The following is an 18,720-nucleotide window of genomic DNA, read 5'->3' on the forward strand; positions in this document are numbered from 1 at the left end:
CGGGAATCCTCCCGGACGGGGCAGTCGTCGCTGAAGCAGGAACCCCAGCGGGCGACCGCCGGAATCCCCCGCCTTTAGGCGGGGGAGGAAGTCAAGTCAGTCCTTCCTATGACGTCGGCCCAACAGGGCAGTCCGACTGTCGAATTGACGAAGTGTCAGAGATCCAGGACGAGGCGTCGGCCCCGCGCGCGGGAGACGCAGATGAGCATCGTGTCGTTCGCTGCCCGCTCGTCGTCGGTGAGAAGTGAGTCGCGGTGGTCGACCTCGCCCTCCAGGACGGAGGTCTCGCACGAGCCGCAGACGCCTTCCTCGCAGGACGACAGGACAGGGACGCCCGCCTGCTCCACGGCCTTGAGGACCGACAGCCCGGGCGGCACGGTCAGTGTCGTCCCGGACGCCCGCAGTTCCACCTCGAACGGCTGCTCGGTCTCATCGTCCGGCGGCTGTCGCACGGCCGCCGCGAACCGCTCGACGTTCAGCGCCCCGACCGGCCAGCCGGCGCAGTGGGTCTCGACCGCGTCGATGAGCCCCGCGGGGCCGCAGCAGTACACCAGGGCGGACGGGTCGGGATCGCCGAGGTGACCGGTGAGGTCGAGCGGACCGTACTGGTCCTGCGGACGTACGGTCACGCGCTCGCCGTAGCCCTCCAGTTCGGGCAGGAATGCCATGGTCGCGCGTGTGCGGCCCCCGTAGAGCAGGGACCACTCGGCGCCCGTCGCCTCGGCCTCGGCGATCATCGGGAGCAGGGGGGTGATGCCGATGCCGCCGCCGACGAACAGGTACCGGGCCGCCGGCCGCAACGGGAAGTTGTTGCGCGGGCCGCGCAGCCGGAGTTCGCCGCCCTCCACGAGGTGGTCGTGGATCCACTGCGATCCGCCGCGTCCGTCGGGCTCCCGGAGCACCGCCACGCGCCAGCGGGCCGTGTCTGTCAACGGGCCGCAGAGCGAGTACTGCCGGGTGTCGCCCGTGGGCAGGACGACGTCGATGTGTGCTCCCGGCTGCCAGGGCGGCAGCGGTTCGCCGGAGCCGGTGGCGAGCTCCAGCGCCATGACACCGTCCGCCACCGTCCGGCGGGTCACTACGGTGGCGGTGCCTTCGAACTCGGGGCCGCGCCGGGCGGCGGACGGCGTTCCGGCCTCGGCGAAACCGAGGGTGTGCGTGTCCGGGGCGGCGGTTGGAGGGCTCGTCACGTTCGTCATCTCCTCGGTACGGTCGGCAGGGATCGCTCCGGCCGCGGTCGGCGGCGCCACGATCGACGCTAGCCACCGGAGAACGCCCAGGTCATCGCTCGAATGACCGGACCGGGGCGGCGCATGGTCGTGGCCCCGGCTACGTCATCCGTCGCGCGGGCCGGGTGTCCCGGCATCCCCGTCGGGCCGCGGAGCCTGGTCGAGATGGATTCGCACCTGGCGGTCGTCCTCGTTCCAGAGGGCTTCCACGACGGCGTGCAGCCGTCGGACGTCGGTGCGCCACATCGGTACGCCGTAGCGGTCGTCGCGTGTCAGCGCGTCTTCGGCGACGGCATCGGTCAGCAGGCTCCGGCGGTCGTACGTCGGGGCTGTTCCGTTCGCTCCGTCGGGTTCGTCGGCGAACTGCACGTAAAGGGACGTGTCCCGGAAGGGAACCCAGATGTGCGTAGCCCCACGGACACTCGTCCCGCTCTGTGCCGTCACGCCAGAACACCCGTCGTCTGCGGGTAGAGCCGCACGTACGCCTCTCCCATGGTTCCGTGCGAGAGGCCGAGGTTGGGGCCGGCGTTGCGCTTCAGCTGGACGCCGCGCCGCTTGGCGAGGTCGGTGTAGTAGTCCCACATGTGCTGCTGGGCGGCCAGGCACTCCATGGCCTTGCGCTTCTTGTCGAAGACCGGGGTGATGTCCAGCAGGACGTTCGGCTTGAAGTCGCACTGCTCCGGCTGGTGTGGCTCGAAGAAGAACACCGGGGGAGCGCCGAGCGGTTCGCCGGGCGCGTCGTAGCCGACCGCCTGGGCCAGCACGCGTGCCTGGAGCGCCATGCGGGCGGCGGCCGGGTGGTCGCCGTTGTAGGGATCGGCGAGGGTGTGGGTGAGGACGACCGCGGGGTCCACCTCCCGGTACACGCGCACGATGCGGTCCACCAACTCCGGTGTCTCCAGCAGGGGATAGTCCCCGGCGTCCAGGAACTCGATCTCCGCGCCCAGTGCGGCCGCGGCGTTCGTGGCTTCGGCGCGGCGCAGCGCCTTGATCTCGTCCAGGGCGAGACCGTCCCGCCAGGCCCGGGCGGACTCGCCGCGCTCGCCGAAGCTCAGGCACAGCACCTTCGCGCGCTGGCCGCGTTCGGCGGCGAGGGCTATGGCGCCGCCGGCCCGCCAGACGAAGTCGCCTGCGTGCGCGCTGATCACCAGCAGCGCTCCTTCGGACGGAGCGGAGGTGTGGGAGGTCATCAGGACTCCTTGGGATCGAGTGGGGTGGGCGGCGTGGTGCGAAGTGCCGTGCCCCTGTGGAGGGGGCGGGCCCCTGCGAACGGTTCGGCGCCGGCCGAGCCGACGTCAGGTCGGCACTTCGGCTGGTGCCGGGGCGGGCCGTGTGTCGCTGTCCCAGCGCCGACGGATCATCGAGGCGATCATCGCCAAGGACCGGACGGCGGCCGAAGCAGCCCTGCAGGACCCGTGTCGCCTCTGCGGTGGAGGCCCTGCGAATGCTCGAAGCAGGTCGCCACCGCGCGAGCTGAGGCAGGCGGCACGGTCACATTCCGTCGTGCGAGCCGGCTTCTTGGGCCGCCTTCCTGGTCCAGGCGGTCTCGAGCTTGCCGGTCGGGGTCCGCGGCAGTCTGTCCGTCAGGACGAGGGAACGCGGCACCTTGTATCCGGCGAGACTCTGCCGGACCAGGTCGCGCAGTTCGTCACCGGTGACGCTGCTGCCCGGCCGGACCGCCACGACGGCCGCCACACGCTCGCCCCAGGTCTCGTCGGGGACGCCGACGACGGCACAGTCCGTCACCTCGGGATGCCCCAGCAGTACGTTCTCCACCTCCTGCGGGTGCACCTTCTCCCCGCCGGTGTTGATCACGCCCGAACCGCGTCCGAGGAACCGGATCGCGCCATCGGCCTCAAGTCGGGCCAGGTCGCCGGGGATCGCGTACCGGATCCCCTCGATGGTGCGGTACGCCTTCGCGCTCTTCTCGGTGTCCTTGTAGTAGCCGAGCGGCATGGGCCCGCAATAGGCGAGGACGCCCGTCTCGTCGCTGCCTGGTTCGAGAAAGCGGTCATCGAAGCCGATCACCCGCGTCGCCGGAACGGGGCGGAAACGCGAGGGCAGATCCTCTGCCGAGGAGGTGATCGCGAAGGCGAAAGGGCCCCCTTCGCTCGATGCGATGGCTTCGGTGATGGTGACGTCGGCACGTTCGTGCAGTGCCCTCTTGAGCGGATCGCTGAGCGCGGTGCCGGAGCTGATCATCCTGCGCAACGAGCGCAGGTCGTGCGGCGTCCCGGCTTTCTCGGCCCGCAGGAGTTCGTCGACGAGCGGACGGCACACGGCGTTGCCCGCGATGACGGCCGTATCGACCCGCTGCTCGGCGATCATGCGCCAGACATGTTCCGGATCGAGGCCGCCCGCTCGTGCGGTGACCGCCCGGCCTCCTGTCATCAGAGCGCCCATGGTGTTGAACAGCCCGGTGGCGTGCATCAGGGGGACGACGGGCATCGTGGTCGGCGCGCGGCCTTCTTGGCGTGCCTTGACGGCGACGGCCACGGCCTCGTCGAGGCTTGCGGGGAGTTCGGTGACTCCGAGCGGGTGGTAGAACGGGACCACATGGGCGTGCAGCAGGTCGCTCAGCTGCCAGATGACACCCTTCGGCTTGCCCGTGGTCCCGCCGGTGTACATGAACAGCTGGTCCGTTCCGGGGCGTCGCTGAGGCTCGCGCGGCGCGTGCGCCCTCAGCAGCTCCTCCAGTTCGGGTACCGCGGGCCAGCCTGGACGGTCGGCGGGCGGCTCGCCCACCCCAACCATCAGCTTCAGTGTGCGCACATGCTTCGCGGCATGCGTGACGCGGTCGGCCAAGGCGCCGCTGAAGACGAGCGCGGCGGCGTCGGCGTCGGTGAGCAGTTCGGAGAGTTCCTCGCCGGTGTAGCGGTAGTTGGCGTTCACCGGTACGGCACCGAGCTTGAAGGCGGCGAAGACCGTCTCCAGGTAGGCGGCGCCGTTGTAGAGATAGCAGGCCACGGTGTCGCCCTCGCCCACCCCGGCGGCTTCCAGTGCGGCGGCCAGCTGTGACGCGCGCTCGTCGAAGTCGCGGTACGTGGTCTCACGGCCGGGTTCGGTGATGGCGACGGCGTCGGGCAGCGCGCGGCAAACCGCCTCCCAGACCGTGCCGATGGACACGTTCACGTCTCGGACCTCCTCGTCCTCGATGGCCTACGCGGAGCGCGCGGCCGAGCAGGCCGCTGGTAGGGCCCCGCGGATCCATTTGGGGGAGTAACGATCCGCGGGGCGTTGTCTCAACCTAGGCAGCGCGCTGCCCGGGGGGAACGCGAGCAATGACTGAAGCGGCTCGGCGTTTCGACCTGCCGACGAACAGGTCGAATGACGTAGGACCACCTCGAATACGCCGGGCTACGATGCTGTGGCCGGGCGCAAGTCGCCTTCGTCCGCAAACCGGCCGGCGCGTACGACGCGGGCCCGCGGTTTCCGGACGCGTCCCTGTCGCACAGCAGGTCTGCGGGCGGGTTCTTCGTCGATGTTGAGGGAGATCGGTCATGTCCGCGTCGCCGCTCGTGGGGTGGGACGACATCGCCGCCGTCGCGCCGGACGGCCTCGCCGTTCTGGACTGCGTGGGCCGGTTCGTACGGCTGAACCCGGCGGCGGCCGCGCTGCTTCGGGCGGAAGCAGAGGGCGACCTCGTCGGTGCGCCGTCCCCGTTCACCCTGGTGGAGGGAGCCGCCGAGTGTCGCGCGGGGCTGCTGGAGGTCGGGTCGGACGAGCAGGTGGCCCACTGGGAGCCCGCCCGCGGACCTCGACGTGAGTTCGCCTACCGCGCCCGCAGTCTGCCGGCCGACCCGAAGTTCACGGTGGTGTCGTTCCGCGACGTCACCGACGAATGGCACCGGCAGCGCAGGATCGCGGCGATCGCCCGGACGTCGATCGCACTGGCCTCAAAGGGCTCGCTCGGCTCCACACTGGACGCTGTGGCCCAGCAGATCGTGCAGGCGGACGGCCTGGCCGGCGTGCAGATCCTCACCCTCGACAGCACCGGCCGGGAACTGCGGTTGATGGGCTCCGCGGGACTGCGGCACTGGGACGCGTTCCTCGACCGTCTGCTGGAGTGCCGTGACCGGGGCGCCCGGCTGTGCATGCTGGACACCCTGAAGGAGCGCAGGCCGATCGTCGTCCCGCACCGGTGGGCCCAGATCCTCGAGGACCCGGCCTGGGAACCGCTGCACGCCTACCTTGGGGAGCTGAACTGGGACTCCTTCGTCAGTGTGCCGTTGATGGCGCGCGGTCGTCCCGAAGGGGTGCTGAACGCCTACTTCGCCCCCGGGCAGGAGATCGGGAGCCGGACCCTGGAGTTCCTCGCCGCCATGGCGGAACAGGCCGCTCTCGCCGTCGACTACGCCACGCTGCTTCAGCGTGAGCGCGAGGGCGCCCGCCGCAACGAGCGTCAGCGCCTCGCCCGCGACCTGCACGACTCGATCGTGCAGCAGGTGTTCTCCATCGGCATGCAGGCCAACGCCGTCGGAGTGCTGGGCGCGCGGGACAAAGCGGTGCCGGCGGAAGCGGTCCGGGCCTTCGCGGACGAGGTCGGGTCCCTCTCGCGAACCGTCCTCGCCGACCTGAGGGCCATGGTGCACGAACTGCGTCCCGCCTCCTCCCTCCGGCTTGGTCTTGAGGACGCGGTGACCACGCTCGTCAAAAGCACCGAGAATCGGACGGGCCTCAGCATCCGGCTGGAGTGCGGACACCAAGTGGACACGGTCGCACCGGAATTGGCCGAGGACATGTACCGGATCGTGGGGGAGGCCATCCACAACGTGGTCAAGCACGCGGAGGCCACCACCGTCACCATCCGCCTCGCCGTACACGACCACACCCTTACCGCCGTCATCCGCGACGACGGCCGAGGGATCACGGAATCCGGCGGGCGAAGAGCGGCACAGGAGCACGAGGGCGGCGAGGCGGCCACGGCCACCGGACACCACGGCTACGGACTGAGGACCATGCGGGAAAGGACAGAGCGATGGGGCGGCACCATGAGGATCAGATCCGGCGCGAGGAGCGGCACGACCGTACGGGTCGTCATACCCCTTCCCGTACGAGTGCCGGAGTCGCCCCCGGGCTCGGGGGGATCAGGGAGCATCCCAGCGGCGGTTCCGCTGCGGGAAACGGAGAACCCCGCCCGGTCCGGGTCCTGATCGTCGACGATCACGCCGTCGTACGCCGCGGAATCCGCGCCTATCTCGAAGTCCTGGACGACATGGAAGTGGCCGCGGAGGCCGCCGACGGCCAGGAGGCACTCACCAGGCTCGACGCGATGGCCGTTCACCGGGAACTGCCGGACGTGGTCCTGATCGACCTGCTGATGCCCAAGATGGACGGGGCGACGGCGATCGGAGCGATCAAACAGCGTCACCCTGGTCTCCGGGTTGTGGTGCTCACCAGCTTCGGCGAGATGGAACGCGTTCATGCGGCGCTCGCGCAGGGCGCAGCCGGCTACCTGCTCAAGGACGCCGACGCGAGTGAGGTGGTCGCCGCGATCCGCGCGGCCGCCCGGGGCGAGGTCTTCCTCGATCCCGCGGTGGCCAGAGGACTCACCCAGGAGATCGTGTCGCCACCGACCGGGCTCGCCTCGCTCACCGGCCGGGAACGCGACGTCCTCGTCCTGGTCGCCGAGGGCCGGTCGAACCAGCAGATCGCCGACGAGTTGGTGATCAGCGAGCGCACCGCCCGCACCCACGTGAGCAACGTTCTGCGCAAACTCCGGCTCACCTCCCGCACCCAGGCCGCGTTGCTCGCGGTGCGGCAAGGACTGGTGCCCCCGAAGGGCTGACCGCCCTGCCGACCGCGACGGATGTCCCGGACCGGCCGGGACACAGGTCGGCCGCAGGTGCCGTCATCAGCGGGATCCTCACGGGCCCGGGCGTTCCTACGCTCAGGGGAGTCGCCCTATCGCCCCCAGTTCAGGAGGACAGCATGCTCGACGGCAAAGTCGCCATCGTCACAGGTTCGGGCCGAGGCCTGGGACGTGCCTATGCTCGCGCGATGGCCGCGGCGGGTGCCGCCGTCGTCGTGAACGACCTGGACGCCGACGTGGCCACGGAGACGGCCGACCTGATCACGGATGCGGGCGGAACAGCCGTCGCTCATGTCGGTGCGGTCGGAGGTTCCGAGTTCGCCGATGCGCTGGTGCGGCGCGCGGTCGACGAGTTCGGCCGACTGGACGTGATGGTCACCAACGCCGGTGCGCTGCGTGACCGGACCCTGCGCAATACCACCGACGACGACTTCGACCTCGTCGTCGACAGCCATCTGCGCGGTACGTTCACCTGTGGTCGTGCGGCGGCTGCCCGCTTCCGCGAACAGGGCGAGGGTGGTCGGCTCATCCTGGTGGGATCACCGGCTGGGCAGCGCGCCAGCTTCGGCCAGACCGCGTACTCGGCGTCCAAGGGCGCGATCGTCGCGATGACGCGCACCTGGGCGCTCGAGCTCGCGAAGATCGATGTCACCGTCAACGCCATCGTGCCGACCGCGCTGACCCGCATGGTGGCGACCATGCCCCGGGTCGGTGACCTTGTGGCGCAGGTGGACGCGGGGGAGCCCGTTCCCGACGCCATCCGGCGCCAGGGGCTGGGATCGCCGCAGGACGTGGCACCGGTGATCGTGTACCTCGCGTCCAAGGAGTCGGCCCACGTCACCGGACAGGCCATCGCGGCGGGAGGCGACCGGATCGCCCTGTGGACCCACCCCGGTGAGGTCGAGGAGCGGTTCGGGCAGGGCGGCTGGACCGCTGGATCGGTCGCGGAACTCTTCTCAGGCACCTATGCGGACCGCCTCCAGGACTTCAGGCCCACACCCCTCGATCTGGAAGCCCTTGAGGAGGCGTGAGGCGCACGCGGCCCTTCCGAGGGCCCTCAGTCCGTGCCAGGTGCAGTGGCTGCTCAGGTCTGCGGGACGGCGGCGACGCGGGCGAAATCCGCGCTGATGTCTCCCGCGGTCTGCAGCAGCAGCGGCAGATGCTCCTCGACAAGCCGCTCGACCGATGTCTCGGCCGCGTGGCAGTTGACGTTGAGTGCCGCGATGACCTGGCCGGAGCCGTCACGCAACGGGGCCGCGACCGACCGAATGCCGGGCGCCAGCTGTTGGTCCGTCAGCGCCCACCCACGAGCCCGCACCTCGCGCAGGACCGCGTCGCGTTCGTCGGGGCCGGGCTGCCAGGACGGCGTCAGCCCCGAGCGTGAGGGTTCGTCGAGCACCTTTTCCAGCTCATCGGCCGGCAGTGCCGCCAGCAGAACTTTTCCCAGGGAGGTCTGGAGTGCCGGAAACCGCGTTCCGATCTGCACCGACAGGGTCACCAGCTTCGGGACGGCCACCCGGGCCACATAGATGATGTCCGATCCGTCCAGCTGGGCCACGGAGCACGACTCGTCGGTCCGCTCCACCAGCCGCTCCATGTGGGGCCGCGCGATGTCCCACAAGCCCATGGAGCGTACGTAGGCGACCCCGAGTTCGAGTACCCGGGGGGTCAGTGCGAACCCTGTCTCGCCCGAGCGCACATAGCCGAGTTCCTCCAGAGTCAGCAGAATCCTGCGGGCGGTCGGCCTGGCGAGTCCGGTGGCGCCGGCGACCTGAGCCAGTGACATCCGCGGGTGTCCCGGCCGGAACGCGGCGATGACTTCCAGCCCTCGGGCCAGTGCCTCGATGAAATCCGGTCCTGTTCCGTGGCGTGGCACGTGACTCCTCGGCTGCGGTCGGAGTGGTCTATGACCGGCCAGCCTAACGTGTGTCCGCGATGCGGACAGCGGTGCCTGCGAGGCTTCCGCATCCGAGGGGTTGACACGGTCAATTCTCCACAGGGAACCTGAGCCGCCATGTCCGCCATGCGGATGATTGTCCGCCACGCGTCGCACGTCCTTCTTTCCCGCGCTTCTTGATCCTTCCAGGAGAGTCGCATGTCCGAAAGAATCCCCACAGCACCGCAGGTGACCGGGGCTGCGCCCGTCCGGACCGGACTGCTCATCGACGGCAAGACCGTCGAGACCGAGGCGTGGACGGCCGTCCGCAACCCCGCCGCCCCCGACCTGGTCGTCGGCCACGCAGCCGCGGCGACCCTCGAGCAAGCCCGCGCGGCGGTCGCGGCCGCGGATGCCGCGTTCCCCGCCTGGGCCGCGATGCCCGTCCGCCGGCGAGCCGAGATCATCAGCGAGGCGCTCACCCTGCTCGACGTGAGTGAGGCCGAGCGAGCGGCCTTGATGACCCGCGAGAACGGCAAGATCTCCTTCGAGAGCCAGATCGAGATGGGGGTCTTCGTGGCCCGCACCAGGGCGGCGATCGACCTGGTCGACTCCCTGGACCAGGTGCGGCGTCTCGACGGCCCGCCGCTGACCTCGTACATCCACCGCCTCCCCATGGGCGTTGTCACCGTCATCGTGCCGTTCAACTGGCCGATCGCGATCCTCGGAGCGAGCCTGCCGTACGCGCTGCTCGCCGGGAACACGGCCGTGGTCAAGCCCCCGCCCACCGTGCCGCTGGCCATGGTGCGCACGCTGGAGCTGTTCGCCGCAGGCCTCCCGGCCGGAGTGCTGAACGTCGTGACGGGCAGCAACGAAGCCGTCGCCCCGCTGCTCACCGACCCTCGCGTACGGAAGATCGTCTTCACCGGCAGCACGGCCGCCGGCAAGCACATCATGGCCGCCGCCGCACACAACCTCGCCTCGGTGACGCTCGAACTCGGCGGCAACGACCCCGCGATCGTCCTCGACGACGCCGTACTGGACCATGAGCACATCGGACGGCTCGTCCAGGGTGCCTTCCTGACGAGCGGCCAGGTCTGCATGGCCGTCAAGCGGGTGTACGTCCACCGCTCCCGCTACGACGAACTCGTCGACGCGCTCTCCTCCGCCCTCGACACCCAGCGCGTGGGGCCCGGAGACGATCCCGCCTCGACCATGGGCCCCCTCAACAGCGCCGCCCAGCGTGACAAGGTGGCGGCCATGCTCGACCAGGCCGCCGGAGCCGGAGCCGAGGTGCGCGAACTGGGCACCCTGGCCCCCGGCGCGGCCGTCTCCCAGGGCCACTACCTGCGCCCCGCCCTCGTCCTCGATCCGGACACCGGCCTGCGGATCGTCACCGAGGAACAGTTCGGCCCCGCCCTGCCGATCCTGCCCTTCGACGACGTCGACTCCGTACTGCACCAGGTCAACAACGACTGGTCGGGACTGTGCTCCTCGGTCTGGAGCGCCGATGCCGCCCGCGCGGCGGGCCTTGCGGAACGGCTGCGTACCGGCACCACGTGGATCAACCACGCCAACGCTGTCGCGTGCGACGACCGGGCTCCGTTCGGCGGCTTCCGGCAGAGCGGTATCGGACGTGAGATGGGCCCCGACGGCCTGCTCTCCTTCACCGAAGCGCACACCATCACCAGGCACGGATAGAAACCGCGAGCACGGCTGGACCCCGCCCGCTTCGAGCGGACGGGGTCCAGCCGTGCTCCGGCCGTACGTCACACCAACGGCACGGACACCGCGTTGTAAGGGGTGTTCTCGTCCCGGCCCGGGGTGGTGAAGCGGGAGTTGGGGAGGTACAGCCGACCCTGGTAGGCGGCGGCCGTGGTGGGCAGGTCGAAGCGGTCGTCCCTGATCACCCCGACCGCGGTGCCCCGCGTACCCGACCGGTTGAGCCGGATCACGTCCACCTGGTTGGGGTTGGGCTGGACCACGTAGAGAGTGCGGCCGACGAGCACCAGCCCGTCGCCGCTGGGCAGCGTCGTGTCACCCAGGTCTACCTTGCGGGCCACGCCGGTGCGGGGGTTGACGCGCATCAGCGAACCGCCGTCCGCGGCCGCGTTGGTGACGAGCAGGGCGCTGCCGTCGGGGGTGAGCGAGATGCCGTTGGACGTGAACCCGGACTGCACCCAGTCACCGCTCAGCGTGAGGCTCTCCGGGGCGCCGATGCGGCCCTGCCTGCCCAGCGGCAGCTTGAAGAGCTGTGCGCTGAACGACTCGGTGAACCAGGCGGCGTCGCGGGTGAGCAGGACGTCGTTGACGAAACTGTTCTCTCCGGCGACGACGTGGTTGGCGAGCAGCGCACCACTGTGGGCGTCGACGACCCGCAGTTCGCCACTGCTGCCGCCCGCCAGGAACAGCCGCCCCCAGGAGTCGGTCTTCAGTCCGACCGTCATGCGTCCCAGGCCGCGGTGGACGACCATGCCCTTGCCGCTCGCGAGGTCCACCCGGTACACGCCGCCGGTGGCGATCGATCCGAAGTAGGCGTACGGCGCGGAGCCGATCGCGACTCCCTCCGGCCCCCAGCCGTTGGGCAGCGAGAACTCCTTGGGCCACGACCGGGCGGTGCCCGGGGCGGCCTGTGCCGTACCGCCGATCAGGGCCGTCGCTCCCAGGGCGATGCCCGTGCCGAGAAGCTGCCTGCGTGCGAGAGAACCTGTCATCGATCGTCCTTCCACGGAAAACAAGACGCGGGCCGTGCCGGTCCGGCTGGGCTCCTGAACTAATTCTTGAGAGTTCAAGTATCTGTGCACAGCGACGAATGTCCTGACTCTCGTCGGTCCATCGGACGGAAGCCGCCGTGCCCGGTGGGAGCACGGACGGCGGAGGCGCGCCACTCGGCAGCAGGCCGACCTGACAAGGCTGAACGTCGCGCCCGGGATACGTCATTCGTCCATACTTCCGGCGCGTGCCTCCCGGTTCTCTGTCCAGGCGGGCACCGCTGGGCCATCATCCGAAAACCTGCCGGCCGCAGTGGCGCGACCGGCGTGAGCACGGTGTCGGCCGCGCGCCGCACCGGAAGGGCGAGCGGGCCATGAGCGTGCAGCGACCGCGCATCGAACCGGGCAGGCTGTTCATCGGCGGAGAGTGGCGGGACGCGGAGTCCAAGGAGCGGCGCGACGTCATCGACCCGTCCACCGGCAGAGTCGTCACCACGGTCGCGGAGGCCGACGGGGCGGATGTCGCCGCCGCGGTGGCCGCCGCCCGCGAGGCCTTCGACGCGGGGCCCTGGCCCCGGACACCGGCCCGCGAGCGCGCCCGCGTGCTGCACCGGGTGGCCGATCTGGTGCGCGAACGGGCGGACGAGATCGCCGCTGTCGAGAGCCTCGACGTCGGCAAGCCCGTCTCGCTCAGCCGAGCGGTCGACGTGGAGACCGTGGCCGAGACGTACGAGTACTACTCGGCGCTGGCGCAGAGCCTCGACGGAGCCACGCGGCAGGTCGCCATACCCGCCCACGCCTACACCCGCAGGGAGCCCGTCGGCGTGGTGGGAGCGATCACCCCGTTCAACTTCCCGTTGATCCTGAGCACGTCGAAGTTCGCCCCCGCCCTGGCGGCCGGCAACACCATCGTCCACAAACCGGCCGACGAGACCCCCCTCAGCGCGCTGCTGATGGCGGAGATCCTCGCCGACGCCGGCCTTCCCGCGGGTGTGGTGAACGTCGTCACCGGCAGCGGCCCCGTCCTGGGTGAGGCGCTGGTGCGTCATCCGGGTGTCGACAAGATCGCCTTTACCGGGTCGACGCGGGTCGGCCACCTGGTGGCGAGCGCGGCCGGCGAACAACTCAAGCCGGTCACCATGGAGTTGGGCGGCAACGCGCCGCACATCGTCTTCGAGGACGCCGACGTCGGGAAGGCGATCGGCGCGATCATCAAGGCATTCGTCTTCAACACCGGACAGTTCTGCATGGGCGGACCCCGGCTGCTCGTCCACCGGTCCCTGTACGACACCACGCTGGGCATCCTCTCCGACGCGGTTCCGGCGGTCCCCGTCGGCGACCCCTTCGACCCGGCCACCGTCGTCGGGCCGATGGCCGGCGAGCGGCACCTGGAGAACGTCGAGCGCTTCGTGAAGGCGGCCGTCGAGGACGGCGGCCGCATCGTCGTCGGCGGGCATGATCCACCGCTTGCGGCCCTTGCCCGTCGGGTCCACGCTCATCAGGGCCATGTAGATGCACTTGAGGGCGGCGGCCTCGTTGGGGAAGTGCCCGCGGGCGCGGACGGACCTGCGGATGCGGGCGTTGACGCTCTCGATCGCGTTCGTGCTGCAGATGACCTTGCGGATCTCGACGTCGAAGGCGAAGAAGGGCACGAACTCGGCCCAGGCACCCGACCACAGCTTCACGATCACCGGCTACTTGCGGCCCCAGGATTCCTGGAACTCCAGGAACCGCTGCGTCGCGGCGTCCTCGCTGGGTGCGGTGTAGACGGGTTTGAGAGCCCCTGCGACCTTGTCCCGGTCCTGGCGGGCGGCGTATCGGAACGAATTGCGCAGCAGGTGAACGACGCACGTCTGGACTATTGTGCTAGGCCAGACGGTCTCCACGGCCTCGGGGAGTCCTTTGAGCCCGTCGCAGCCCAGCATGAGCACGTCGTCCAGGCCGCGGTTCTTCAGCTCGGTGAACACGTGCAGCCAGTACTTGGCTCCCTCGCCGCCGTCGCCGGCCCAGATGCCGAGGATGTCGCGGGTGCCGTCCACCGTCACCACGTAGATGGGACGGTTCGCGAGCTTCCCGGCGTCGCTGTCGCTTCTTGACGATCTGCGGCTTGAAGCTGCCGACAGTGTCGCGGGGCACCTTCACTTCCACTGCCTGGGTGCTTACGACGACCAGGTCAACCCCGCGTCGGTGGTGACGGTCTGGTCGGCCGGTCCGGGGAAGCCGGGACTCGTCGAGCCGATGGGCGTTCACACGGACCACCGCGCCCGCGGCTACGGGAGGGCGATCACCGTCGCCGGGGCGGCCGCACTGCGGGAGATGGGCTCGTCAAGCGTGCGCGTGTGCACGCCGAGCTCCAACGTCGGCGGTGTCGCCACGTACAAGGCGGCCGGGTTCGCCGCGAGGCCGGAGATCGCCGACCGGATCCGGAAGGTCTGACGTCGGGATCTGCGGACCTTCTCACCATGCCGCAGCGACTCCTGCGGCAGCCGTGTGCACAAAGTGCCCCGTGCGGCAGCAGTACGAGGCTCAGCTCGGACAGAGTTCATGCGCACGACGACACTCGGCACTGACACCCCGCGGGGCAGTGGCTGTGCGATGCCCCCGACCAGGCAGCAGGTCAAGACCTCGACGGTCGCTTCGGTGACGCCCAGCGGCCGTCACTCGTTCGCCCGGGCCGTCGCCTCATCATCGACAGGGATGCCCAGATGGCCGGCCACGGTGGTGAGGGCTGCTCCCAGCGGGAGCGCGACCCGGGTGAGGGCGTGCTGGTCGCCCCGGGTCTGGTCCCGATTGACGATCAGCACCGGCTTCCCGGCCTGGGCTGCCTGGCGGACGAACCGGAGCCCGGACATCACCGTCAGCGAGGAACCCAGGACGAGCAGTGAGGCAGCCTGGTGGACCAGTTCGCGGCAGTGTTCGACCCGCGGTGGCGGGACGCTTTCGCCGAAGAACACCACGTCCGGTTTGAGGATGCCGCCGCAGATCGTGCAGGGCAGCACGCGGAAGTCCCCGACCTGTTCGTCGGTGAGGTCGGCGTCGCCGTCCGGGTTGATTCCGGCGGCCACCGGCTCGAAGCCCTGGTTGGCCTCCTCCAGCCGCTGGGCGAGTTCGCTGCGTGGGCTGTGCGCGCCGCAGGAAAGGCAGACGACCTGAGTCAGGCTGCCGTGGAGTTCCACGACGCCTTCGGTGCCGGCGGCCTGGTGCAGGCCGTCGACGTTCTGGGTGATCACGCCCGAGAGTAGGCCGTGCCGCGCGAACGCGGCCACGGCCCGGTGTCCGGCGTTGGGGCGGGCGCGGCCGAAGGTGCGCCAGCCGAGGTGGCTGCGCGCCCAGTACCGGCGCCGGGCCTGGCCGCTGGCAGTGAAGTCCTGGTAGGTCATCGGAGTGTGCCGGCTCAGACTCCCGCCCTCGCTCCGGTAGTCGGGGATGCCCGACTCCGTGGAGATGCCCGCCCCGGTGAGAACCAGCACATCGCCAGTGCTCAGCACCCCGGCGACCGGCTCCAGATCTGTGGTGCCCGGCGGCAGGTTCGGGGTCGGGGTCCAGCTCACAGTGGGGCGCATGCGCATGCCGCCAGGGTACGGAACAGGCTGCCGCTCCCCTTCCGCTGTCGGTGGCGCGCCGGTTGCTCGGATGCTGCCGTGCACGCGGCGCGTCGAGGGCTGTGTTCTGCGGACCGGGCTGAGGTGCCTTGTGTGGTGTGTCAGCAGTGCAGGTAAGGGGAGGTGGTGCGTCGTTGCGGGCGGCGTGGGATACCGGGCCCCGGCCCGGCTACGGCAATGACGCGGACGTGCCTCCGGCTGGGGTCGGGCGGAGCCTCGTGTGCGTGGACGGAAGGGCTAATAGCCGGTATCGCGTGCTGCATGCCAGGTGGGCGGACTTTGTCCACGAGAACGGGCTCTGGTCCCAAGAAGTGGACCAGAGCCCGAGAACGGACGGCAGTTGTTTACCACTTCGAGGGGCACCACTGACCGCCTCTGGTCGATTGCGGCAGTTTCGAAGAGTGAGCACCGGCGCCCCCTGCCAGTCGGCTAGAAGAGGCCGGCGCGCATGTGGTGCGTGAGGTTTTCCAGGATCTCGTGCAGCCACGGGTTACGGACGGCCGGCAGCCGGATCAACGTGTGCTGGAAGGTTCCCGGGTCGGCCCGGAACAGGCGGTGGGGAGGCGGCGCGGGCGGGTCGTCGCGGAGAACGCCGTCGGGCATGGTTCCTGACACGGGGAGGTGGAGGTGTGGCTTGGGGAAGGCCATCCACATCCACACCCCGAACGGCAGCGGCACCGGGTATGCCGATGCGGTCGGGCCGGCCGGGCTCCAGGCTTCCCCCGTCTGTGGGTGGGTCGGCACGATGACGATGTCGGTGTCCGTATCGGGGGCGGGCAGTCCGGGTCCGGCCAGGACGGCGCGCCGCGCCGGCTGGACCGCGGGAAGCAGGGCGTCGAGGGCGCGTTGGAACACTTCCGCGATCAGGCCGTGCGGGACAGCTACGGGCCGGCCATCCGAGGCGACCAGCAAGTGGGCCAGCGCCCGGCCGGCTGCCGCTTCCCATTGCGGGTTCCAGGACCACCAGTGGTCCAGCCCGAGCAGCGAGCCCCATCTCGTGAGCGGCACGCTCGGGGGCGTGACCTTCCCCTCCACCAATAGTTCCGCCCAGGAGAGGATCGCGATGTGGGCGTCGTCGACGGGCAGGCGGTGCACGGCGTCCGGCGCGAGCCAGACCGCCTGCCAGAGCGAGCAGTCGTCGATGCGGTTCGCCACGAGCAGGCCGCACGCCTCGCAAGCCATGTTGGGGCCGTCACCCCAGCCGAGGCCGCAGCAGTAGCCGCCGGCTTGCTCCGGAACGAGCACGGTACCGCGGGTATCCCCGGGTGCGATGACGATGGTGCCGGGTGGGCCGCCGGACACGGCGTACACCAGAGCGTGGATGCCGCGGGCTGCCGCCTCGTCTGGATCGATCTGCCGCCACGGATGCCCCCACGGCTCCGGTTCCACGGCAAACGTGCCCGACTCCATGAGAACCGGGAGCTGAATCGCGTTCCCGTACTTCTGATAGGCGTGGGCTGGCAGCTCTACCTGGGACAGCGGGTTGGTCAGCCTGGCGCCACACCCAGCACACACGAAAACGAACAAATGCCCTCCGCTGCTAAACGGGGGAATCGTCGCAGCTCCGCGGCGGACCGGCCAACGCGTTTTTCATCCGCGGAGAGGGACCGCGCACCGCCACGGTGGGAAGCGTCCGTTCGAATCGTCGATGTGCCGAATGACTCCCGAAGTGGTGAACGTCTATTGCCCGTGCTCATGGACAAAGCCAGGCGACGCCGCTCAACCGCGAGGCGGTCGTTGTCGGAGCGGTCGTCAGGAGGGTGGACGCTGTCCGCGCGCAACCATCCGCCCTCGTGGTGGTGGGCCAGCGGCCTGCGCCACAGAGCCCTGCGGATCACTCGTCCGCGAACGGTGGATCTGACGCATGGCCAGCATTGTGCTGTCTCTGCTGATGGAGACGACTCCATCCCACTTGCGGTCACAGTACGTCTCGCGGGGCGTACTGGCCCGGGGGGCGGATGGTGGGTGGTTCAGCAGGCCGTCGTGCGCACGGGCGCCAGCGCGGCGGCGGCCACGCAGCTACCTGCCGAGGTCTTCGAATGGCTGGCGCAGGATGGTCTTCAGCTTCTCGGAGGCAGTCTTGCGGGGATCGCTGAGGTAGATCTCGTGATGCAGCCCTGATGGACGCAGGCCGTTGGCGTCGAGATAGGAGTGGTGGAGTTCGTGCAGCACGGGAGCCTCGTCGTCGTAGGAGCCGATGTGCAGCACTTGGGCGCTGCGGCCTTCGTGGAGGGTGAGGTGCCGGAGCCGGGAGATCGTGGGGATCTTCTTCTTGGTCAGCGCAGTCTGCTTGGCGTCCTCGATCATCTCCTTGGTGATACAGGAGGGCATGTTGATGAGCATGGTCCAGTGCCAGGAGTCCTTGGCTCCGCTGGTGAACGCTTCGGGCCGGTCCGCCCACCACAACCCTTCCAGCGGAGCGACGACGAAATCACCGCCCCCCGTGCGCTTGTTGGCGAACTTGAGGGTGTAGGCGACCGAGTAGAGGGCCTCGACCGCTTGGGCGTAGGCAGGAGCAGTATTGGGGTTCCCCGTACCGTCGATGGCGAGGAACTGCTGCTCGGGAACATCCACGATGGCCCACACCGTGTTCTTGGGCGCGTAGAGCTCCTTCTGCTCTCGCTTGACGTCATACGGTGCCATCGGTGCCTCACTCCCTGGATAGTTGCGCATCGCCCGGCGATGCCCGCGCACGGCCTTGGGGTAGTCAGTGGCGGACGGCACGATCGGATGCTGTGAACGTCTTGAATCGTGTTGCCCCGTCCCATCCTGCCTTCACCGGTGTGTCCCGTGGACATGTCGGCGAGTTGCTCGTGGAGCACGTGCCACGGTGGGAGGCGGCACGGGAGTCTCAGCTGGCTGGGCGGCGGGGTGGGGTCTGCAAGAGGGCGGCGGGGGCCGGGCGTAAGGCCGGCCCCGGCGCAGGCTGGACAGGCGTATCGCTTAGAGGTCGTCTTTTGGTGTGCGTGAGGGCTGGCTGCTGGTGAGTGGTGGGCGTGGCCGTGGCTGGTGTCACTGCGTGTGTGGGAAGGCTGTTCCAGCCAGAGTCTTTGCGGCGAGACGTACAGCGTTCTCCCAGGCCCGGACCTCTTCGGGGGACATGAAGTCGAGGTGGTACTCCAGGCCCACGGCCGCCACGAACTCCCGCTCAGGATCTGTCAACGCCTCGATCCCCTGCCAGACTCGATCTGCGGCCATCTTCGGTGACAAGGCACCGGCGGTCAGCTCTGTCGCCATGTGATGCAGGAGGCAGCGTTCAGCGGTCTCGTAGTCCGGGATCTGGATCCCGAGCTCCTCCATGGTGTGCCCGAAGAGCTGGCGGATCTCTGCTGGGTGCTCGCGCCGGGAACGGCCGGCCAGGTCGCGCAGTGAAGGAGAGTCGTGGCCGGCAGCCAGTAGGTGGGCCGCCAACATGGGCAGGTCTTCCTCGCAGATGAGGTTCGCCGCGTACTTCCAGGCGGTGGTGGCTGGCTCGTCCATGAGCGAATCC

General features: G+C 69.7%; 14 protein-coding genes and 3 pseudogenes. 6 read left to right on the top strand and 11 right to left on the bottom strand.

The window, feature by feature from the left end; translation table 11 throughout:
- Window positions 1–155: 155 nt before the first annotated feature.
- The 4 genes from ACWD3I_RS47115 to ACWD3I_RS47130 form a co-directional block, all read right to left on the bottom strand.
- The gene (locus tag ACWD3I_RS47115; protein WP_365410057.1) at window positions 156–1,190 is read right to left on the bottom strand and encodes a PDR/VanB family oxidoreductase; all 1,035 of its coding nucleotides are present in this window, start codon (window positions 1,188–1,190) and stop codon (window positions 156–158) included.
- Between the two features lie 144 nt (window positions 1,191–1,334).
- Window positions 1,335–1,598: a hypothetical protein gene (locus ACWD3I_RS47120; RefSeq protein WP_365410054.1), complete on the bottom strand. Its 264-nt coding sequence runs from the start codon at window positions 1,596–1,598 to the stop codon at window positions 1,335–1,337.
- A gap of 71 nt (window positions 1,599–1,669) precedes the next feature.
- Entirely contained in the window at window positions 1,670–2,419 is a 750-nt protein-coding gene (locus ACWD3I_RS47125) for a PIG-L deacetylase family protein (RefSeq protein ID WP_365410051.1), read from the bottom strand.
- Window positions 2,420–2,720: 301 nt separating this feature from the next.
- Entirely contained in the window at window positions 2,721–4,361 is a 1,641-nt protein-coding gene (locus ACWD3I_RS47130) for an AMP-binding protein (protein WP_365410048.1), read from the bottom strand.
- A 368-nt stretch (window positions 4,362–4,729) separates the two neighbouring features.
- Here ACWD3I_RS47130 and ACWD3I_RS47135 point away from each other — a divergent pair, with 368 nt between their 5' ends.
- The 3 genes from ACWD3I_RS47135 to ACWD3I_RS47145 all read left to right on the top strand — a co-directional run bounded on the left by ACWD3I_RS47135 (window position 4,730) and on the right by ACWD3I_RS47145 (window position 8,072).
- Window positions 4,730–6,382 carry a GAF domain-containing sensor histidine kinase gene (locus ACWD3I_RS47135; RefSeq protein ID WP_365410045.1) on the top strand — a complete coding sequence of 551 codons (1,653 nt, stop codon included), beginning with the start codon at window positions 4,730–4,732 and terminating at the stop codon, window positions 6,380–6,382.
- The gene (locus ACWD3I_RS47140; RefSeq protein ID WP_365410069.1) at window positions 6,316–7,017 is read left to right on the top strand and encodes a response regulator transcription factor; all 702 of its coding nucleotides are present in this window, start codon (window positions 6,316–6,318) and stop codon (window positions 7,015–7,017) included. Before ACWD3I_RS47135 ends, ACWD3I_RS47140 begins: the two co-directional genes overlap by 67 nt.
- A gap of 143 nt (window positions 7,018–7,160) precedes the next feature.
- On the top strand, window positions 7,161–8,072 hold the full coding sequence (locus ACWD3I_RS47145; protein WP_365410042.1) for an SDR family NAD(P)-dependent oxidoreductase: 912 nt from the start codon (window positions 7,161–7,163) through the stop codon (window positions 8,070–8,072).
- 53 nt (window positions 8,073–8,125) lie between these two features.
- On the opposite strand, the gene ACWD3I_RS47150 is transcribed toward ACWD3I_RS47145, so the two are convergent.
- On the bottom strand, window positions 8,126–8,917 hold the full coding sequence (locus tag ACWD3I_RS47150; RefSeq protein WP_365410039.1) for an IclR family transcriptional regulator domain-containing protein: 792 nt from the start codon (window positions 8,915–8,917) through the stop codon (window positions 8,126–8,128).
- 219 nt (window positions 8,918–9,136) lie between these two features.
- Between ACWD3I_RS47150 and ACWD3I_RS47155 the strand changes: the two genes are divergently transcribed.
- Complete coding sequence (locus tag ACWD3I_RS47155) at window positions 9,137–10,618, top strand: aldehyde dehydrogenase family protein (RefSeq protein WP_365410036.1); 1,482 nt, start codon at window positions 9,137–9,139, stop codon at window positions 10,616–10,618.
- A 68-nt stretch (window positions 10,619–10,686) separates the two neighbouring features.
- Here the strand turns inward: ACWD3I_RS47155 and ACWD3I_RS47160 are convergent, their stop codons facing one another.
- On the bottom strand, window positions 10,687–11,631 hold the full coding sequence (locus ACWD3I_RS47160; RefSeq protein WP_365410033.1) for an SMP-30/gluconolactonase/LRE family protein: 945 nt from the start codon (window positions 11,629–11,631) through the stop codon (window positions 10,687–10,689).
- A 371-nt stretch (window positions 11,632–12,002) separates the two neighbouring features.
- Here ACWD3I_RS47160 and ACWD3I_RS47165 point away from each other — a divergent pair.
- Window positions 12,003–13,082, top strand: a pseudogene (locus tag ACWD3I_RS47165) (aldehyde dehydrogenase family protein); the annotation flags it as partial.
- Between the two features lie 6 nt (window positions 13,083–13,088).
- Here ACWD3I_RS47165 and ACWD3I_RS47170 read toward each other — a convergent pair.
- Window positions 13,089–13,836, bottom strand: a pseudogene (locus ACWD3I_RS47170) (IS256 family transposase); the annotation flags it as partial.
- Between ACWD3I_RS47170 and ACWD3I_RS47175 the strand changes: the two are divergent.
- A pseudogene (locus ACWD3I_RS47175) lies at window positions 13,777–14,064 on the top strand (GNAT family N-acetyltransferase); the annotation flags it as partial. The pseudogenes ACWD3I_RS47170 and ACWD3I_RS47175 sit on opposite strands and share 60 nt — an antisense overlap.
- Before the next feature lie 221 nt (window positions 14,065–14,285).
- On the opposite strand, the gene ACWD3I_RS47180 reads toward ACWD3I_RS47175, so the two are convergent.
- From ACWD3I_RS47180 to ACWD3I_RS47195, 4 genes are all read right to left on the bottom strand, one after another.
- Window positions 14,286–15,197, bottom strand: coding sequence for an NAD-dependent protein deacetylase (locus ACWD3I_RS47180; protein WP_365410030.1), 912 nt, complete (start codon window positions 15,195–15,197; stop codon window positions 14,286–14,288).
- A gap of 462 nt (window positions 15,198–15,659) precedes the next feature.
- The gene (locus ACWD3I_RS47185; protein ID WP_365410027.1) at window positions 15,660–16,757 is read right to left on the bottom strand and encodes a hypothetical protein; all 1,098 of its coding nucleotides are present in this window, start codon (window positions 16,755–16,757) and stop codon (window positions 15,660–15,662) included.
- A 492-nt stretch (window positions 16,758–17,249) separates the two neighbouring features.
- Window positions 17,250–17,873, bottom strand: coding sequence for a GyrI-like domain-containing protein (locus ACWD3I_RS47190; RefSeq protein ID WP_365410024.1), 624 nt, complete (start codon window positions 17,871–17,873; stop codon window positions 17,250–17,252).
- Between the two features lie 369 nt (window positions 17,874–18,242).
- Window positions 18,243–18,710 (bottom strand): hypothetical protein, encoded by a 468-nt coding sequence (locus ACWD3I_RS47195; protein WP_365410022.1) that lies wholly within the window; start codon window positions 18,708–18,710, stop codon window positions 18,243–18,245.
- Window positions 18,711–18,720: the final 10 nt, after the last annotated feature.

The organism is Streptomyces sp. NPDC002817, from assembly GCF_053592055.1.